Source organism: Proteiniphilum sp., from assembly GCF_034927365.1.
Taxonomy (GTDB): Bacteria; Bacteroidota; Bacteroidia; order Bacteroidales; family Dysgonomonadaceae; genus Proteiniphilum.
Genome location: NZ_JAYFQD010000020.1, coordinates 16,108 through 31,905, shown reverse-complemented (window position 1 = coordinate 31,905; position 15,798 = coordinate 16,108). Strand labels below are relative to the sequence as shown.

The following is a 15,798-nucleotide window of genomic DNA, read 5'->3' as shown; positions in this document are numbered from 1 at the left end:
CTTCCCTAACCATAATTTATTCTCCTTCCGCCATGTTGTGGAAAACGTTTTGTACGTCTTCGTCCTCTTCAAATTTTTCCAGTAATTTTTCGATCTGTGTACGTTGTTCTTCATTGAGTTCTTTGGTGTCGTTCGGAATACGTTCGAACTCGGCAGAATGGATCTCAAAGCCGTTCTCTTCCAGATAGCTCTGGATTTCGGAGTAGGATTTGAAATCACCGTAGAGAAGTATATCCTCTTCATCCGCTTCCACTTCGTCTACACCGTAATCGATCAATTCCAGTTCCAAATCTTCCAGCGACACACCTTCTTTGGCGGCAATCTTGAACACGCATTTGTGGTCGAATAAGAATTCCAGGCTACCAGAGGTCCCCAATGAACCGCCGTGTTTGTTGAAATAACTGCGGACATTGGCCACCGTACGGGTGGGGTTGTCGGTAGCTGTTTCCACTACGATAGCAATGCCGTAAGGTCCGTATCCTTCATATACCACTTCCTTATAATCGGAGTGATCCTTGTCGGTTGCCTTCTTGATGGCACGTTCCACGTTGTCTTTCGGCATGTTCTCTTTCTTTGCCTGCTGGATCAGCACGCGCAGACGAGGATTGGTGTCAGCTTCCGGACCGCCTTCACGGACTGCAATGGTAATCTGTTTGCCTAATTTCGTGAATACGCGGGCCATATTGCCCCACCGTTTCATCTTGGTTGCTTTTCTATACTCAAATGCTCTTCCCATATTGTTTATATATCCTTTTATCTAAATAATGTATTATCCAAATTCTTCCCAGTCTTACCTTAACTGTGCACCCAACTCTTCTTCCAAATTCTTCTGTATCCGTTGCATCACATTGTCGATCTGCTTGTCATTAAGCGTCTTTTCTTCGTCCTGTAACAGGAAGTTGACCGCGTATGATTTTTTGCCTTCGGGCAGGTTCTTCCCTTCATAGACGTCAAAGAGAGATACCTGTTTCAGAATTTTCTTTTCTGATTTGATAGCAATCTGCAAGATTTGGTCAAAGGTGATTCCTTTGTCGATCAGTAGTGCTAAATCTCTGCTTACCGCCGGGAATCTGGATATTTCCGAAAAGTGTACCGACTGTTTTTCGGACTCTTTCATCAGTAGGTTCCAATTCATCTCAGCGTAAAATATCTCTGTGTCGATATCGAATTTTTTGCATATTGCCGGAGAAACAATACCAAAGAAGCCAATGGTACGCTTGTGTGTTTTGATACTCATACCTGCGGAGAGGAGTTCGTTTTGTGTCGTTTCAAAAAATACCTGATTCCCACTTACTCCCATTCTTTTCAATATATTCTGCACGTCAGCTTTCAGTTCGAAGACAGAACTTTGTTCTGCTGCCGCCGCCCAGTTTTTGTGGGTGCGCTTGCCGCATATCCATAGCCCGATATGGAATTCTTCGGAGTAACAAGCAAGGTTATTCTCCTCATTCTTTTTTGCCGCATCGTAGAAATAGCAATTGCCGAATTCATAGAAATGGAGATCGGTATTTCTACGGTTGCGGTTGTAGGCTATACTTTCTAATCCTCCAAACAGTAATGTCTGCCGCATCACGTTGAGGTCGTTACTCAGCGGATTAATAAGCGGTACACACTTCGTGGCAGGATAGCTTTCTAAAATTTCATAGTAACCCCTTTTTGTCAGCGAGTTATTCAATATCTCGTTAAAGCCGTTTGCCGTGAGCTGCTCAGAAATAAGTGTCTGCAGTTTTTGTTTGCGGTCTGCCGGCATTTGAGTAGAGAGGTTTGCTTTCAACGAATCACTGATCTCCACGTTATTGTATCCGTAGATGCGGAGAATATCTTCGATCACATCCACATCGCGTGTTACATCTACCCTATACGTAGGAATGAGCAGCGTGAGTTCGTTGTCTGTTTCGTTTTCTATCTCAATCTCCAGGCTGTGCAGGATACTTTTAACCGTTTCTTTGGGTATCTCTTTTCCTGTCAGCTTGTTTGTCTTGTCATAGGAAAGGGTTACCCGTGCCCTTTCTAGGGGTATAGGATAAATATCGCGAATGTCACCTTCAATTGTGCCGCCCGCCAGTTCTTTAACCAGCAAGGCTGCCCGTTTTAGTACATAGACCGTGTTCATGGGATCGGCACCTCGTTCGAAACGGAACGACGAGTCTGTGTTTAGTCCGTGACGACGGGCGGTCTTCCTTACCCAGGTGGGGTTGAAATAGGCCGACTCCAGGAATATATCGGTCGTCTTTTCGGTCACACCCGATTCCAGTCCACCGAATACACCGGCGATACACATCCCCCCTTCCGAATTGCAGATGATTAGGTCATTCTCACTCAGTTCGTGCTCCTGCTCATCCAATGTGACGAATTTGGTTTTGTTGGGCATGGTGCGCACCACGACTTCGTTTCCGGTGATCTTTGCCGCATCAAAGGCATGCATGGGGTGTCCCGTTTCATGAAGCACAAAGTTGGTGATATCCACGATATTGTTGATGGGACGGAGCCCGATTACTGACAGTCTGTTTTTTAACCAGTCGGGACTCTCTTTGATCGTCACTCCGCGAATGGTCAGTCCAGAGTAGCGTGGACAGGCCTCCCTGTTCTCCACGATCACTTCGATACCGCCCTCCCGGGTGTCCACCGAAAATCCTTTCACCGATGGTTTGGTCAGTGTATAGGGTTTCCCCGCCTGTTTCAGCCATGCTGCCAGGTCGCGTGCCACACCGAAGTGGGAGGCTGCATCGATACGATTCGGGGTTATATCTACTTCCAGCGCATAATCGCTCTTTACGTTGTAGTATTCCTTGGCGGGTGTTCCTACTTTAGCATCTTTCGGCAGTACGATAATCCCGTCATGCGAAGTGCCGATTCCTATCTCGTCTTCGGCACAGATCATGCCGAATGACTCTTCACCGCGGATCTTGGAACGTTTGATCGTGAACTCGTCATCGCCAGAATAGAGTTTCGTGCCGATAGTGGCTACCACCACTTTCTGCCCTGCTGCCACATTGGGTGCACCGCAGACGATTTTCAACGGCTCTTCGCCGTTACCGGTATTGACGGTAGTCAGGTGCAGATGGTCGGAATTGGGGTGGGAGACGCATGTCTGTACTTCCCCGATTACAAGGCCTTCCAATCCCCCTTTGATGGTTTGTATCTCTTCCACACTCCCGGTTTCCAAACCTATGGAGGTGAGTGCATCGGATGTCTCTTGCGGCGACAGATCAAATTGAAGGTACTCTTTGAGCCAGTTATACGATATGTTCATTATATATAAAATTGCATGGATCCGTGGAGGAAGAAATCCGGGACCCTGATTCTTTTTCAAATAGGGCTCAAAATTACAAAAAAAAGCGATAAGTCCGGTTATATAGCAATGTTTTTGAGGCTTATCCCTTCAAACAATCTCACCAATCCAAATTTAATTTTTTAACTTTGCCCCCACGTCGGTGCACCTTCCATTTTTTCGGGGAATGTGATTAAAATGAAACAACTCTATAAATAATCATAAAATGAATAAACAGTATAACAAGGAAACAATCTGTGTGCAGTCGGGATGGACTCCCAAAAAAGGAGAGCCTCGTGTATTACCCATATATCAAAGCACCACTTTCAAATACGAAACCAGTGAACAGATGGCAAAGCTATTCGATCTGGAAGAGAGTGGATATTTTTATACCCGCCTGCAGAACCCTACCAACGATGCGGTAGCCGCAAAAATTACGGAATTGGAAGGTGGCGTGGCAGGAATGTTGACATCTTCGGGACAAGCTGCATCTTTTTATGCTATCTTCAATATTTGTGGTGCGGGTGATCATTTCGTAAGTGCTTCCACCATTTATGGCGGTACATATAACTTGTTTGCTGTAACCATGAAGAAGTTGGGTATTGAGGTTACATTCGTGAATCAGGATGCTAGTGAGGAAGAGATAGCCAAAGCTTTTCAACCCAATACCAAAGTATTATTTGCCGAAACAATCTCTAATCCGGGATTGTCGGTGTTGGATATCGAGAAATTCGCCCGAATTGCCCATAAGCAAGGAGTTCCATTGATTGTGGATAATACATTTCCTACGCCCATCAATTGCCGCCCGTTCGAATGGGGTGCCGATATCGTGATCCACTCTACTACCAAGTATATGGACGGTCATGCCACAGCGGTAGGTGGCGCGATTATCGATAGTGGTAACTTCGACTGGGACAGTTATCCTGGCAAGTTCCCGGGATTGACTACCCCCGATGAGTCCTATCATGGCCTGACCTATACCAAAAGTTTTGGAAAAGGAGCCTATATCACTAAAGCCACTGCCCAGTTGATGCGTGATCTTGGCGCCATCCAATCTCCACAAAATGCTTTCCTGTTGAATGTCGGATTGGAAACTTTACATTTACGTATTCAACGTCATTGCGAGAATGCGCAAAAAATGGCTGAGTATCTTCAAAATGATGAACGTGTGGCATGGATTAATTATAGCGGACTGGAAAATGATAAATATTATGCACTCGCACAAAAATATCTCCCCAAGGGTTCTTGTGGTGTATTGACATTCGGGTTGAAGGGCGGTCGTGATTTTGCGATTCGTTTTATGGATAGTCTTCAATTGGTAGCTATTGTCACTCATGTGGCAGATGCGCGTTCATGTGTGCTCCATCCCGCAAGTCATACCCATCGCCAACTCAGCGATGAACAGCTTGTTTCGGCCGGAGTACAGCCCGATTTGATCCGTTTCTCCGTAGGTATTGAAAATATTAATGATCTTATAGAGGATGTGAAACAGGCGCTGGATAAGGCTAGTGAATAGTGAAGAATTAAGAATGAAAAATTAAAAGTGAAGAATGAATAGTGAATAGCGAATCACTTATCATAACACTTGTGCTTCACCCGAATTTCGGTTATATGCTTCAACCTGTTTTCGCTTCTTTCGATGAGGAGGCGGAAGTGTATAGAATAGTAGAAGTGGCTCGTCCCACTTCTACATCCTTTCAGAAGTTGAGGAAGGAGGAGCAACAGATCGTCAGGTTGGCAACATCCTGCTCGGATAGAGAGTTGATGCGTTCCTTTTCCCGGGAAAAGAGCGAGGCCACTTTTCTGCAAAAGATCTCCCCAAAAGATATTGAACTCTACATCCGTCCTTTTATCGAGAAGAAACAGGGTGAGTTGGCGGCCATTGTCCGTAAGATGGATATGCCCCTCTTCTCGCGTGAGAAGATTAGCATCCGTGATCTTCGGCCCAGCCAGGCTTTGGAGGTATTGAAAGGGCCGTCGGAGATGGTTTTTCATTTTTCTCAGTCGGAGACATTTACCTATAACGTAGCGGTCAGGAATGGTAGTGAGGACGTAACCCTTTATGAACAGTTCTTTGCTCCGCTGGCTGCTGATCCCGCCATTGTGGTGATTGGCAGGCAATTGCATTATTTTAACGATGTAGATGAAAAGAAACTACGGCCTTTCTTCAAGAAAAAACAGATTGAAGTGCCTGCCCGGAGTATCCCCGATTATATCCGCACTTTCGTGCTGCAGTGTGTGAAAAGTTATGAGGTGACGGGCGAAGGTATTTCCATCTTTCCCCTACATTATCAACCTACAGCCGTGTTGACGCTTGAAACCGATTTCAATTTATTGCCTGTGCTTAGCCTACAGTTTCATTACGGTTCCCATCGCTTTTCCATCGATAGGCCTTATACGAAAGTGGCAGAGATGGTGGAGGAAGGGGGTGTGCTTTCCATCGGTTGGTTCTTTCGGGATGAAGCGTGGGAGAGAGCACATGTATCGATGCTCGGGAAGGGAGGATTGATCAAATTGAGTAGCGGCCAATTCAGTATAGCCGCAGAGAGTAACTCCGCAGAAGACAATTCTACTGGTCTGATCGAGTGGATCAACCGGAACGGGGAGTTGTTGAAACATTTCGAGTTGAAGCAATCGCTTGGAAAACTGGTCTATTTCACAGGCGAGATTAATTTACAGGTGGATGTCTCTGATAAAAATGACTGGTTCGATCTCCATTGTATTGCCTGTTTCGACGATATCAGAATTCCTTTTGCACAACTCAAAGAACATATCCTGAATGGGAGGCGTGAGTATGTGTTGCCCGATGGCCGCATTGCCGTATTACCATCGGTATGGTTTTCCCGTTTTGATGAGATGTTCCGGTTTGGGAAGGTCTCAAGCAACTCTATTCGCCTCCAAAATACCCATTTCCGTGTAAAGGAACTGGCTGAGAACGGCAGCTTTTCGGAGGTAAAGACCGGAGAGAGATTGCTTTCAGTCGATCTTCCTCCTTCATTGAACGCCACATTACGCCCTTATCAGGAGAACGGGTTCCGTTGGCTGGCTTATCTGCAGGAAAACGGTTTCGGTGGATGTCTTGCAGATGATATGGGATTGGGTAAAACATTACAAACGATCACCTTATTGTTATACCTGTATGTGGATAGATCTGAAACGGATGGAGGTTCCATGCTATCACAAATGTCGGAGGAGACTCGAAAAGAAAATGGAATACCTCGTCAACTTTCTCTTTTTGACGATTTTGTAGAGGCAACAGCCTATAACGGAGAGAAGGTTGGTACAATACAGCCTCGCATGAATAAAAACCTTCCACCGACGCTGATCGTAATGCCTACATCGCTTATCCATAACTGGTTGAACGAGATGGCCAAGTTTGCCCCGCAACTGAAAGTCTACGCCCATTACGGGAGCAATCGCCTTCAGGGTGATCACTTCAGAAGAAAGATAAACCGTTGCCAGGTGATTTTGACGAGTTACGGTGTTGTAAGACAGGATATCGACCTGTTAAGCCATTATCATTTTCATTACCTCGTGCTGGATGAGAGTCAGTATATCAAAAATCCGGAATCGAAGATCTTTGAATGTGTCAAACAGTTGCATTCAACCGGTAAGCTTGCGTTGACCGGTACACCCATCGAGAATTCACTCTCCGACCTATGGTCGCAAATGGATTTTCTGAATGAAGGTATCCTCGGGAAGAGGAGGGCATTCAAAGCGCGTTTCAACGAGCGTGATGTGATCAATGAAGAAGAGTCACGACTCAAACTTCTCAGGATTATCGATCCTTTTATCCTTCGCCGCACCAAGGAAGAGGTTGCACCCGAGTTGCCGCCATTGACCGAAGAGACGGTCTATTGCGAGATGGAGGAGGAACAGGCGTTATGCTATAATGAAGAGAAGAGCAAGATCCGAAACGTCTTACTGGAACAATGGAGCGAGGCGGATAAATCCTATACTGCGGCAGCATTGAGCAGCCTCACACGGTTACGCCTATTGTCCAATCATCCCGCGATTTCCCTTCCCGGTTACGATGGATCGTCGGCCAAATTCGATCAGGTCATCTCGCAAGCCGAGACCATCTTTGCCGGAGAACACAAGGTGTTGATCTTCTCCTCTTTTGTGAAGCATCTTCAACTCTTCGCCGAGTATTTCGACCGGTGTGGATGGCGTTACGCTTGGCTGACCGGTAGCACGACCGATCGGCAGGGAGAAATCGATAAGTTCAATACGGATGACGATGTACGAGCATTTTTTATCTCGCTCAAAGCGGGTGGGACAGGGTTGAACCTGACCGCGGCCGATTATGTGTTTATCCTCGATCCGTGGTGGAACCCTGCTGCAGAGATGCAGGCCGTCAGCCGTGCCCACCGTATCGGTCAAGAGCGGAACGTGACACTCTACCGCTTTATCACCAAAGATACGGTAGAGGAAAAAATCCAGCGGTTACAGCACTATAAAAGTTCATTGTCGGATGCGCTGATCAAGTCGCAACTTTCCGTAGAAGAGATAAAGGAGTTGCTGGAGTAGACCATAGATTAACCTCAATCACTTCGCCTGAATATTCAAAAAATTAAAAATCAACTCATTCTTCTGCTGTTCTTTATGTAAAAGGTGCCAAAAAGATATTGGAAGAAAAATCTATTGCGTATATTTGTACATTAGCTTTTATCGCAATTCGAAATTGTCGCCAAGTGATGGCAAAAAGTGACTCAAGTAAATTTCATCTTGACAAAATATCCTGTATCGTTATTAACAGATTTCTTGAATGTTGAAACGTTCAAAAGAAAATGAAGGCATATACTTATGTAGAACGATTGAGAAAATATAGAATTGAAATCACGATGGAAGAAAATAAGTCCCAGATAATAATTTATCAAACGGAAAACGGAGAAACAAAATTAGATGTTCGTTTTCAGGATGAGACCGAATAAAATTATATGATGCTACTAAATAATTGAATGATTTGTAGACTTTTCAAATTCGCATGAGAAACTTAACTCCTTTATATTTCTAAATCTCCGTAGTTTTAACTAATTTTGCCTTACACTCAAATAATTGGCCCTGGAGGGTGTCATACATTGTGATAAAATGGATAACAATCAACTGGCATTTGAATTCGCACTGCATACCAACCGGAATCTGTTTATTACCGGAAAGGCAGGAACTGGAAAGACGACATTTCTTCGCCGACTGAAAGAGATTTCGGGAAAGCAGGTGGCAGTGGTGGCACCCACCGGTGTGGCAGCGATCAATGCAGGGGGGACGACCATCCATTCTTTTTTCCAGTTGCCGCTCACCCCTTTTATTCCCACTCCTGAAGGACGAAAACAACTGGTCGCCCAGACAAGAATGCGGGGAAATCGACGACGTGTGCTGCAAGATTTAGAGCTATTGGTGATTGACGAAATCAGTATGGTGCGAGCCGATTTGCTGGATGCGATTGATACTTCTCTCCGGCATTTTCGTTATCGGGGTGACCAACTCTTTGGTGGTGTGCAGGTGGTCTTTATAGGTGATATGTTCCAGCTCTCTCCCGTTGCAAAGGAAGAGGAGTGGCGGCTGCTGTCGGAATATTACCAGAGCCCCTATTTCTTTCATAGCAGGGCAATCCAGCAGGATTCACCGGTCTATATCGAATTCGAGAAGATTTACCGCCAGACCAACAATGATTTTATACGGGTGTTGAACGAGATACGGAATGATTGTCTCTCCCCGGAGAGTTTCAGGATGCTTGAGCAACGCTATAATCCGCAGTTTGTACCTAAGGAAAAGGATGATTATATTGTCCTCACTACCCATAATTATAAGGCGGATCAGATCAATACCCGTGAATTAGAAAAATTAAAAGGGAAAAGCCATAAGTTTTCTGCCAGGATCGAAGGGGATTATCCTGAGAAGAACTACCCCACCGAACCAGAACTGGAACTGAAGCCCGGTGCTAAGGTAATGTTCCTTAGGAACGATACTGAGGAAGGCCGTTTCTATAATGGTAAGACAGGTGTAGTGGATAGGTTTGACGACGACCGTATTATTGTCCGTTGTGATGAGAATGAGTATATCGAGGTGGAACGCACCCAGTGGGAGAATATCGGTTATTCGACCAATCCGGAGACAAAACAGATAGAGGAAAACAGCCTGGGCCGTTTCACGCAATATCCGTTGCGGTTGGCATGGGCAATCACCATCCATAAGAGTCAGGGGCTTACCTTCGACAAGGTGGTGATTGATGCGGGACAAGCTTTCGCTCCGGGTCAGGTGTATGTGGCGTTGAGCCGTTGCCGCTCGTTAGAAGGTGTCGTGCTATTAAGTAAGATCCATCCCGATAGTATGCGTAACGACCGGCAGATCGTAGATTATGAAAAGAATAAGTTAGATGCAGATCTCCTTGAAACACAACTGGGTGAATCCCGTAGGGCGTATCGTTCCTATCTTCTGCTGTCGGTTTTTAATTTCACATCTATCCTGTCGCAAATCAATCGTCTGGTAACGAAGATCAACGAATTGGGAGAGTCGTTCAATAAAGAGACGCTACCTTATCTGCAAAATATCCGTTTGCAACTGGAGGAGATGGAGCGGGTGGCAGCAAAATTTCAGATACAGTTAAAGTCGATGCTTCATCAGTTCATTGTCGATGAAGAACATCTCGGAGAGCGGTTAGGTGCAGCTGCCAATTTCTTTGAGGAGAAGATCAACCTGCTGATAGACGACCTGCGGAAATCGCCTGCATCGACTGATAGCCGTGCGCACGCTGCAGAATATAACGAAGCGATTCAGGATGTTTTTTCCGATCTGGCTTTGAAAAAGTATCTCCTGAACAAGTTAAAATCCAACACGACGATCGAAGCCTATTTCAAGGCGAAAAATAGTTTCAGGCTTCCTTCATTCAGTGTCAATGCTTATGCTGTGGTGGCATCTAATAAATCCGACCTGTCGCATCCCGGCTTATACCGGCTGTTGATGGAGGAACGGAATAATATTTGTGCACCGCGTGATTTGCCTATTTATATGGTGGCGGGTAGTAAGACACTTTACGAGATGGCAGAATATTTACCGCAAAACAAAAAGGAGTTGCTTCGGATCAGCGGTTTTGGACCGGCTAAGGTGGAGAAGTATGGTGAAGCTTTCTTGTCGATCATACAAGAGTATTGTGAAAGGCATGGTTTGCGGTCCCGTATACCTGAAAAAGGAAATTCCAGACGAAAAGGCAAAGAAAAGAAAGAGAAGGAAGAAAAAAAGGAGAAGAAGCAAAAAGGTGACAGCCGTCGGTTGAGTATGGAGATGTTCCGGTCGGGAATGACGGTCGAAGAAATAGCCGAAGAGCGGAATCTGGCTGTGTCGACTATCGGAACACATCTGGCAAAATATGTGGAGACCGGCGAACTGATCATTACCGATTTTATTCCACGAGAGCGACTACGTCTGGCAGAGGAGAAACTTAGTGCTGCTTCGCCCGATGATCCGGTATATTATACATTAAACGTTGATTTCTCGAATACCGAAATCATGATGATCCTGGCACATAAGAGAAACCGCGGTATGATATAATAAAAAGGGTGGAAGCCCGTGATGAGTTCCACCCCGAATTATTTTCAGTTTAAGAATCAAGAGCCAAGAATCAAGAACCAGGACTGATTACTTTACACAAGGCTTTTGCTTTGTCTGTTTCATTGACGAGGATTAATATCCACGGATCGCTTTGATTCCGGGAAGCACCTTGCCTTCGATCATTTCGAGCAGAGCACCACCACCGGTAGAAACATACGATACCTCATCGGCCTGACCAAATTTATTAACGCAAGCCACCGAGTCGCCACCACCTACTAGTGAGAAAGCACCTTTCTTGGTTGCATCCACGATAGCATTAGACACTGCGCGCGATCCCTTGTCGAAATTGTCGAATTCGAACACACCTACCGGACCATTCCACAGGATGGTTTTGGAGTTTTTTATCACTTCGGCGAAAGCTTTTTCCGATTCTGGTCCAATATCAAGTCCTTCCCATCCGTCGGGAATTTCATTTACCGGGGCAAAATCACTCTTGGCATCATTGTTGAAGCTGTCTGCAATTTTGGCATCAGTTGCTAATACCAGGTTTACACCTTTCTGTTTTGCCATTTCAACTAACTCTTTCGCCAGATCCAGCTTGTCATCTTCCACGATAGAGTCGCCAATCTTGCCACCGAATGCCTTGGCGAATGTGTAAGTCATTCCACCGGCGAGAATCAGATTGTCCACCTTGTCCAGCAGGTTTTGGATGATCTCTATTTTGGTAGATACTTTTGATCCACCCATAATGGCGGTGAAAGGACGTTCTGTTTCGTTCATCACTTTTTCAACCGCTACTATCTCATTTTGCAACAGGTATCCGAACAGTTTGTTGTCTGCATCGAAATGATCTGCAATCAGTGCTGTGGAAGCGTGTGCACGGTGTGCTGTTCCAAAAGCGTCATTTACATATACATCGGCGTATGAGGCCAGTTTCTTGGTGAATTCTTTCTGTGATTCTTTTACCTCTTTTTTCGCTTTGACAGTCTCTTCTTCAGTGGCATCGGCCGCCAGGCGCGGTTTGCCTTCCTCTTCCGCATAAAAACGGAGATTTTCCAGGAGCAAAGCTTCTCCCGGACGCAGTGCAGCGGCTTTTGCTTCAGCTTCTTCGCCTATACAATCGTTGGCAAACTGTACATCCACACCCAATAGTTCCGATACACGAGGAAGAATATGTTTGAGTGAAAATTTATCGGTCGGGCCTTTCGGTCTGCCTAAATGCGATCCTATGATAACGCTGCCCCCGTCTTTCAGGATTTTTTTCAACGTAGGGATAGCTGCGCGGATACGTGTATCGTCGGTGATGTTGAATTTCTCATCGAGAGGTACATTGAAGTCCACACGTACAAATGCCTTCTTACCGGCAAAATTAAAAGTGTCCATTGTTTGCATAATCAGTATATTTTATAAAAAATGTTTTGCGAAATAACCCAATTACGGCAATGCCGAAGAAGATGCAAAGTTAAGAAAAATATGGAAAATTTTCCGTAATAAGGAGAAGAAAAATTCAGGAGTTCTTTATGACTACTTCATAGGTCACAGGTACCGCTTTCTTGTACATAGCCAGTACTCCACAATAGTTATCGAATGATAGTTTACATGCCCGTTCCAGTTTCTCTTTCGGAAGGTCATCCCCTTCAAACTCATAGATTACTTTCAGCGATGTATATTGTTTGGGATGTTCTTCGCTCATTTCTGCTTGTATACGGATGTCAAAGCCTTTCAGGTTGATTCTCATCTTACGGACAATTTCCACTATATCCAGTCCTGTACATCCGGCGGCGGCAACCAAAAGTAATCTTTTTGGCCTTGGTCCTGCATCGTTGCCACCAGCTTCTTTCGCCAGATCGATTGTGACTATATGTCCATCGATCTCGGTATCGAAAATATTATTTTCTCTCCACACTGTTTGAATAGAATGTGTTGCCATTGTGACTCTTTTTAATGATTATCTGAATATTCAGTTTAAACAAATTGTATCTCTTTTGGTTCGTAGAGTAAAAAAGTAAAGTTATAGAGGGTTGAGGAAGTGTTATCATGATGAAAATAATGTCAAAAAGATAATTATATCCTTTCAAATTGCTATTTTTGTGCAAAAATTATGCAAGTATGATCGATAGAAATGCGAATGTACTCCTTATGTATACAGGAGGAACTATCGGAATGGTGGAAAATGCAGATACGGGTGCTTTAGAACCGTTTAACTTTAGTCACCTATACGCCAATATGCCCGAGATAAAACGATTGAAATTCAATGTGGAGAGCTATCTTTTTGATCCTCCCATCGATTCTTCGGATATGTCGCCTTCTATCTGGCAGCATATCGTTCATGTAATTGAAAATCATTACAATGAATTTGACGGTTTCGTGATCCTCCACGGTACTGATACTATGGCTTATACCGCTTCGGCGCTGAGTCTGATGCTGGATAATCTCACCAAACCGGTGATTCTGACCGGATCACAACTTCCTATCGGTAAACTCCGGACGGACGGGAAAGAAAATCTGATTACCGCTCTCGAGATTGCAGCTGATAAGGATGCTACGGGTCATCCTATTGTTCCGGAGGTGTGTGTGTATATGCAAAACCTGCTCATGCGAGGGAACCGCACTGCGAAGATCAATGCCAATAATTTCAGCGCTTTCACCAGTCCCAATTATCCCTATCTGGGTGAGGCAGGACTGAATATCAGATATAGTGATCAGTTCATCCTTAGGCCTGATTATGACAAGGCGGTAAATTTCAATTACGCGATGGACCCACATATGGTAATCCTGAAACTGTTTCCTGGCATTACCGAAGAAGTGGTGAGGGCACATCTCACAATCCCTGGTCTCAAAGGGGTAGTGCTTGAAACGTATGGAACCGGTAACTGTCCGATCTATCCCTGGTTTACAGATTTATTATATGATGCGATAGAACGGGGGGTAGTGATTGTCAATGTCACCCAGTGTCTCTATGGTGGTGTAGAGATGCACCGTTATGAGAATGGGCAGCGCTTGGAGAAGTTGGGTGCGGCGAGCGGGTATGATATTACTACCGAGGCCGCTCTTGCCAAACTGATGATCCTGTTTGGAGAAGGAAGAGCACCGGCAGAAGTAAATCGTCTTGTATCTGTTTCCCTTCGTGGCGAATTGACGATAAGGGGGTAAGAAATTAGGTTATAATATATAAAAGCTGTATATTTATGATTGATAGTGAGTTAACCCGTTAAAAGAGCAAGGACTGACAGCAAAGAAATAGAGAAATTTTTAGTTTTATATAGTAAAATTATCCCGTTATGTAGAGATTAAAACGGAAGATGATATTCACTCCGTTGCATATTCACCGTCAGTTCTAAATCACGAAATAATGCCAGGTTTCGAATATTTAATATTATGGTTTAAATATTACGTTTTTTAATCATAGAAATTCATGAACAATCTTGCACAGCATGTGTTCATTTCTGTAGAAAAAGATGAATAAAACTGTGGGGAATGAAATATTTATTTTTGACAATCTCGCTGTTGATAGTAAATTTGGTTTTGGGACAATCGGATCCTCAAAACAAGAGAGATACAACAATCACGAACCCTAATTATGACAAAGCGTTGGCTGAGAAATTAGGCGGGGATGACTTCGGGATGAAAAGCTACTTCTTTGTCATCCTGAAAACAGGTGCGAATACAACTACAGACAGAGACCATATTAATGAGAGTTTCAGAGGGCATTTAGATAATATCCAAAGACTGACACAAGAAGGCAAATTAATAGTTGCAGGGCCATTAGGGAAAAATGAAAATAGCTATAGGGGAATTTTCATTCTGAACAATATTGATTCGGTGGAGGAGGCGAGAGTATTATTACTTACCGATCCTGCTATCAAAAACGGATTGTTGGATTTCGAGATTTTTACCTGGTACGGTTCGGCTGCATTACCCGAGTATTTACCCGTTTCCGATAAAATTTGGAAAATAAATCCTTGATAGTTGATTGTCCATTACAGAAATAAAAACATAATCCTATGGCAGAGATAAAGACAAAACAACATAATGGCGATGTTCATGAGTTTATCAATTCGTTTGCAGATACTGAGCAGAAGAAAAAAGATAGTTTTGAACTTCTGCAGCTGATGCAGGATATTACGGGTTATGAACCCAAAATGTGGGGAGAATCCATGATCGGATTTGGAAGATATCATTACAAATCGGAAAGAAGTCGTCAGGAAGGAGATTGGTTCCTTGTCGGATTTTCACCCCGAAAGGCTGCGATTTCATTGTATGTTTATTCTGATGCTCCGGGCCAGGAAGATTTGTTGAAGGATTTGGGGAAATTTAAAATGGGCAAGGGATGTATCTATGTCAAGAAGGTGTCAGATATTGATCAGGAAGCCTTGAAGAAAATTATTGAATCAACGATTGACTTCTTACGGGAGAAGTATGATAACAAATATGATTATGCGATATGAACAAAGCTGTAAATGAATATATATCCCAATTTCCGGAGGAAGTACAACACAAATTGGAGGTGATTCGGGCAATCATAAAAGAGATGGCACCTGAGGCCGAAGAGAGTATTTCCTATGGTATACCTACTTATAAATTGAATAAAAAACCATTAGTCTATTTCTCCGGAAATAAGAACCATATCGGATTTTATGCTACACCGACAGGACATGCAGCCTTCGCTGAAGAACTTTCCAGATACAAACAAGGAAAAGGTTCAGTGCAATTTCCATTCAAAGAACCTTTACCACTCAAACTGATAGAACGAATTGTACAGTTTAGAGTTGCAGAGAACAATCAGAGAAAAAAATAGAAACAATAAAGCCATTCAACCAATGAGAACACACCATTAAATAGCGTAAATGCGCTTTCGTCAGCTTATATTTCCTTTCTTGTATATTGGATCCTACTTTTGTTTCGAAGTTAATTTATTAATCATTAGATATTTTAACGATGAATACAAAAGGATTATTTGTGCTACTGGGTTTAGCGTT

At 43.9% G+C, this 15,798-nt stretch carries 11 protein-coding genes; 7 read left to right on the top strand and 4 right to left on the bottom strand.

Annotated features, from left to right (window positions below):
- Positions 1-16: 16 nt before the first annotated feature.
- Together VB073_RS13110 and pheT are read right to left on the bottom strand one after the other, a co-directional pair.
- Positions 17-736 (bottom strand): YebC/PmpR family DNA-binding transcriptional regulator, encoded by a 720-nt coding sequence (locus VB073_RS13110; RefSeq protein WP_323404639.1) that lies wholly within the window; start codon positions 734-736, stop codon positions 17-19.
- 54 nt (positions 737-790) lie between these two features.
- Positions 791-3,253 carry a phenylalanine--tRNA ligase subunit beta gene (gene pheT / locus VB073_RS13105; protein WP_323404638.1) on the bottom strand — a complete coding sequence of 821 codons (2,463 nt, stop codon included), beginning with the start codon at positions 3,251-3,253 and terminating at the stop codon, positions 791-793.
- 244 nt (positions 3,254-3,497) lie between these two features.
- Between pheT and VB073_RS13100 the strand changes: the two genes are divergently transcribed.
- The 3 genes from VB073_RS13100 (at position 3,498) to VB073_RS13090 (ending at position 10,819) form a co-directional block, all read left to right on the top strand.
- Entirely contained in the window at positions 3,498-4,787 is a 1,290-nt protein-coding gene (locus VB073_RS13100; RefSeq protein ID WP_323404637.1) for an O-acetylhomoserine aminocarboxypropyltransferase/cysteine synthase family protein, read from the top strand.
- Positions 4,788-4,828: 41 nt separating this feature from the next.
- Positions 4,829-7,801, top strand: coding sequence for a DEAD/DEAH box helicase (locus VB073_RS13095; RefSeq protein ID WP_323404636.1), 2,973 nt, complete (start codon positions 4,829-4,831; stop codon positions 7,799-7,801).
- Positions 7,802-8,362: 561 nt separating this feature from the next.
- On the top strand, positions 8,363-10,819 hold the full coding sequence (locus tag VB073_RS13090) for an HRDC domain-containing protein (protein WP_323404635.1): 2,457 nt from the start codon (positions 8,363-8,365) through the stop codon (positions 10,817-10,819).
- Positions 10,820-10,951: 132 nt separating this feature from the next.
- Here the strand turns inward: VB073_RS13090 and VB073_RS13085 are convergent, their stop codons facing one another.
- Both VB073_RS13085 and VB073_RS13080 read right to left on the bottom strand, forming a co-directional pair.
- Positions 10,952-12,211 (bottom strand): phosphoglycerate kinase, encoded by a 1,260-nt coding sequence (locus VB073_RS13085; RefSeq protein WP_323404634.1) that lies wholly within the window; start codon positions 12,209-12,211, stop codon positions 10,952-10,954.
- Positions 12,212-12,326: 115 nt separating this feature from the next.
- Complete coding sequence (locus VB073_RS13080) at positions 12,327-12,749, bottom strand: OsmC family protein (protein ID WP_323404633.1); 423 nt, start codon at positions 12,747-12,749, stop codon at positions 12,327-12,329.
- Between the two features lie 179 nt (positions 12,750-12,928).
- Here VB073_RS13080 and VB073_RS13075 point away from each other — a divergent pair, with 179 nt between their 5' ends.
- From VB073_RS13075 to VB073_RS13060, 4 genes are all read left to right on the top strand, one after another.
- Complete coding sequence (locus tag VB073_RS13075) at positions 12,929-13,972, top strand: asparaginase (RefSeq protein WP_323404632.1); 1,044 nt, start codon at positions 12,929-12,931, stop codon at positions 13,970-13,972.
- A 324-nt stretch (positions 13,973-14,296) separates the two neighbouring features.
- Entirely contained in the window at positions 14,297-14,785 is a 489-nt protein-coding gene (locus tag VB073_RS13070) for a hypothetical protein (RefSeq protein ID WP_323404631.1), read from the top strand.
- A 38-nt stretch (positions 14,786-14,823) separates the two neighbouring features.
- Positions 14,824-15,267, top strand: coding sequence for a DUF1801 domain-containing protein (locus VB073_RS13065; RefSeq protein WP_323404630.1), 444 nt, complete (start codon positions 14,824-14,826; stop codon positions 15,265-15,267).
- A complete protein-coding gene (locus tag VB073_RS13060; protein WP_323404629.1) occupies positions 15,264-15,617 on the top strand; it encodes an iron chaperone in 354 nt (117 codons plus the stop codon). Before VB073_RS13065 ends, VB073_RS13060 begins: the two co-directional genes overlap by 4 nt.
- The last annotated feature ends 181 nt before the right edge of the window (positions 15,618-15,798 follow it).

What these genes read in the sequence shown, in the direction of transcription:
- VB073_RS13110 (WP_323404639.1), bottom strand. Translation starts at nt 736, where the DNA reads ATGGGAAGAGCATTTGAGTATAGAAAAGCAACCAAGATGAAACGGTGG.
- pheT (WP_323404638.1), bottom strand. Translation starts at nt 3,253, where the DNA reads ATGAACATATCGTATAACTGGCTCAAAGAGTACCTTCAATTTGATCTG.
- VB073_RS13100 (WP_323404637.1), top strand. Translation starts at nt 3,498, where the DNA reads ATGAATAAACAGTATAACAAGGAAACAATCTGTGTGCAGTCGGGATGG.
- VB073_RS13090 (WP_323404635.1), top strand. Translation starts at nt 8,363, where the DNA reads ATGGATAACAATCAACTGGCATTTGAATTCGCACTGCATACCAACCGG.
- VB073_RS13085 (WP_323404634.1), bottom strand. Translation starts at nt 12,211, where the DNA reads ATGCAAACAATGGACACTTTTAATTTTGCCGGTAAGAAGGCATTTGTA.
- VB073_RS13080 (WP_323404633.1), bottom strand. Translation starts at nt 12,749, where the DNA reads ATGGCAACACATTCTATTCAAACAGTGTGGAGAGAAAATAATATTTTC.
- VB073_RS13075 (WP_323404632.1), top strand. Translation starts at nt 12,929, where the DNA reads ATGATCGATAGAAATGCGAATGTACTCCTTATGTATACAGGAGGAACT.
- VB073_RS13070 (WP_323404631.1), top strand. Translation starts at nt 14,297, where the DNA reads ATGAAATATTTATTTTTGACAATCTCGCTGTTGATAGTAAATTTGGTT.
- VB073_RS13065 (WP_323404630.1), top strand. Translation starts at nt 14,824, where the DNA reads ATGGCAGAGATAAAGACAAAACAACATAATGGCGATGTTCATGAGTTT.
- VB073_RS13060 (WP_323404629.1), top strand. Translation starts at nt 15,264, where the DNA reads ATGAACAAAGCTGTAAATGAATATATATCCCAATTTCCGGAGGAAGTA.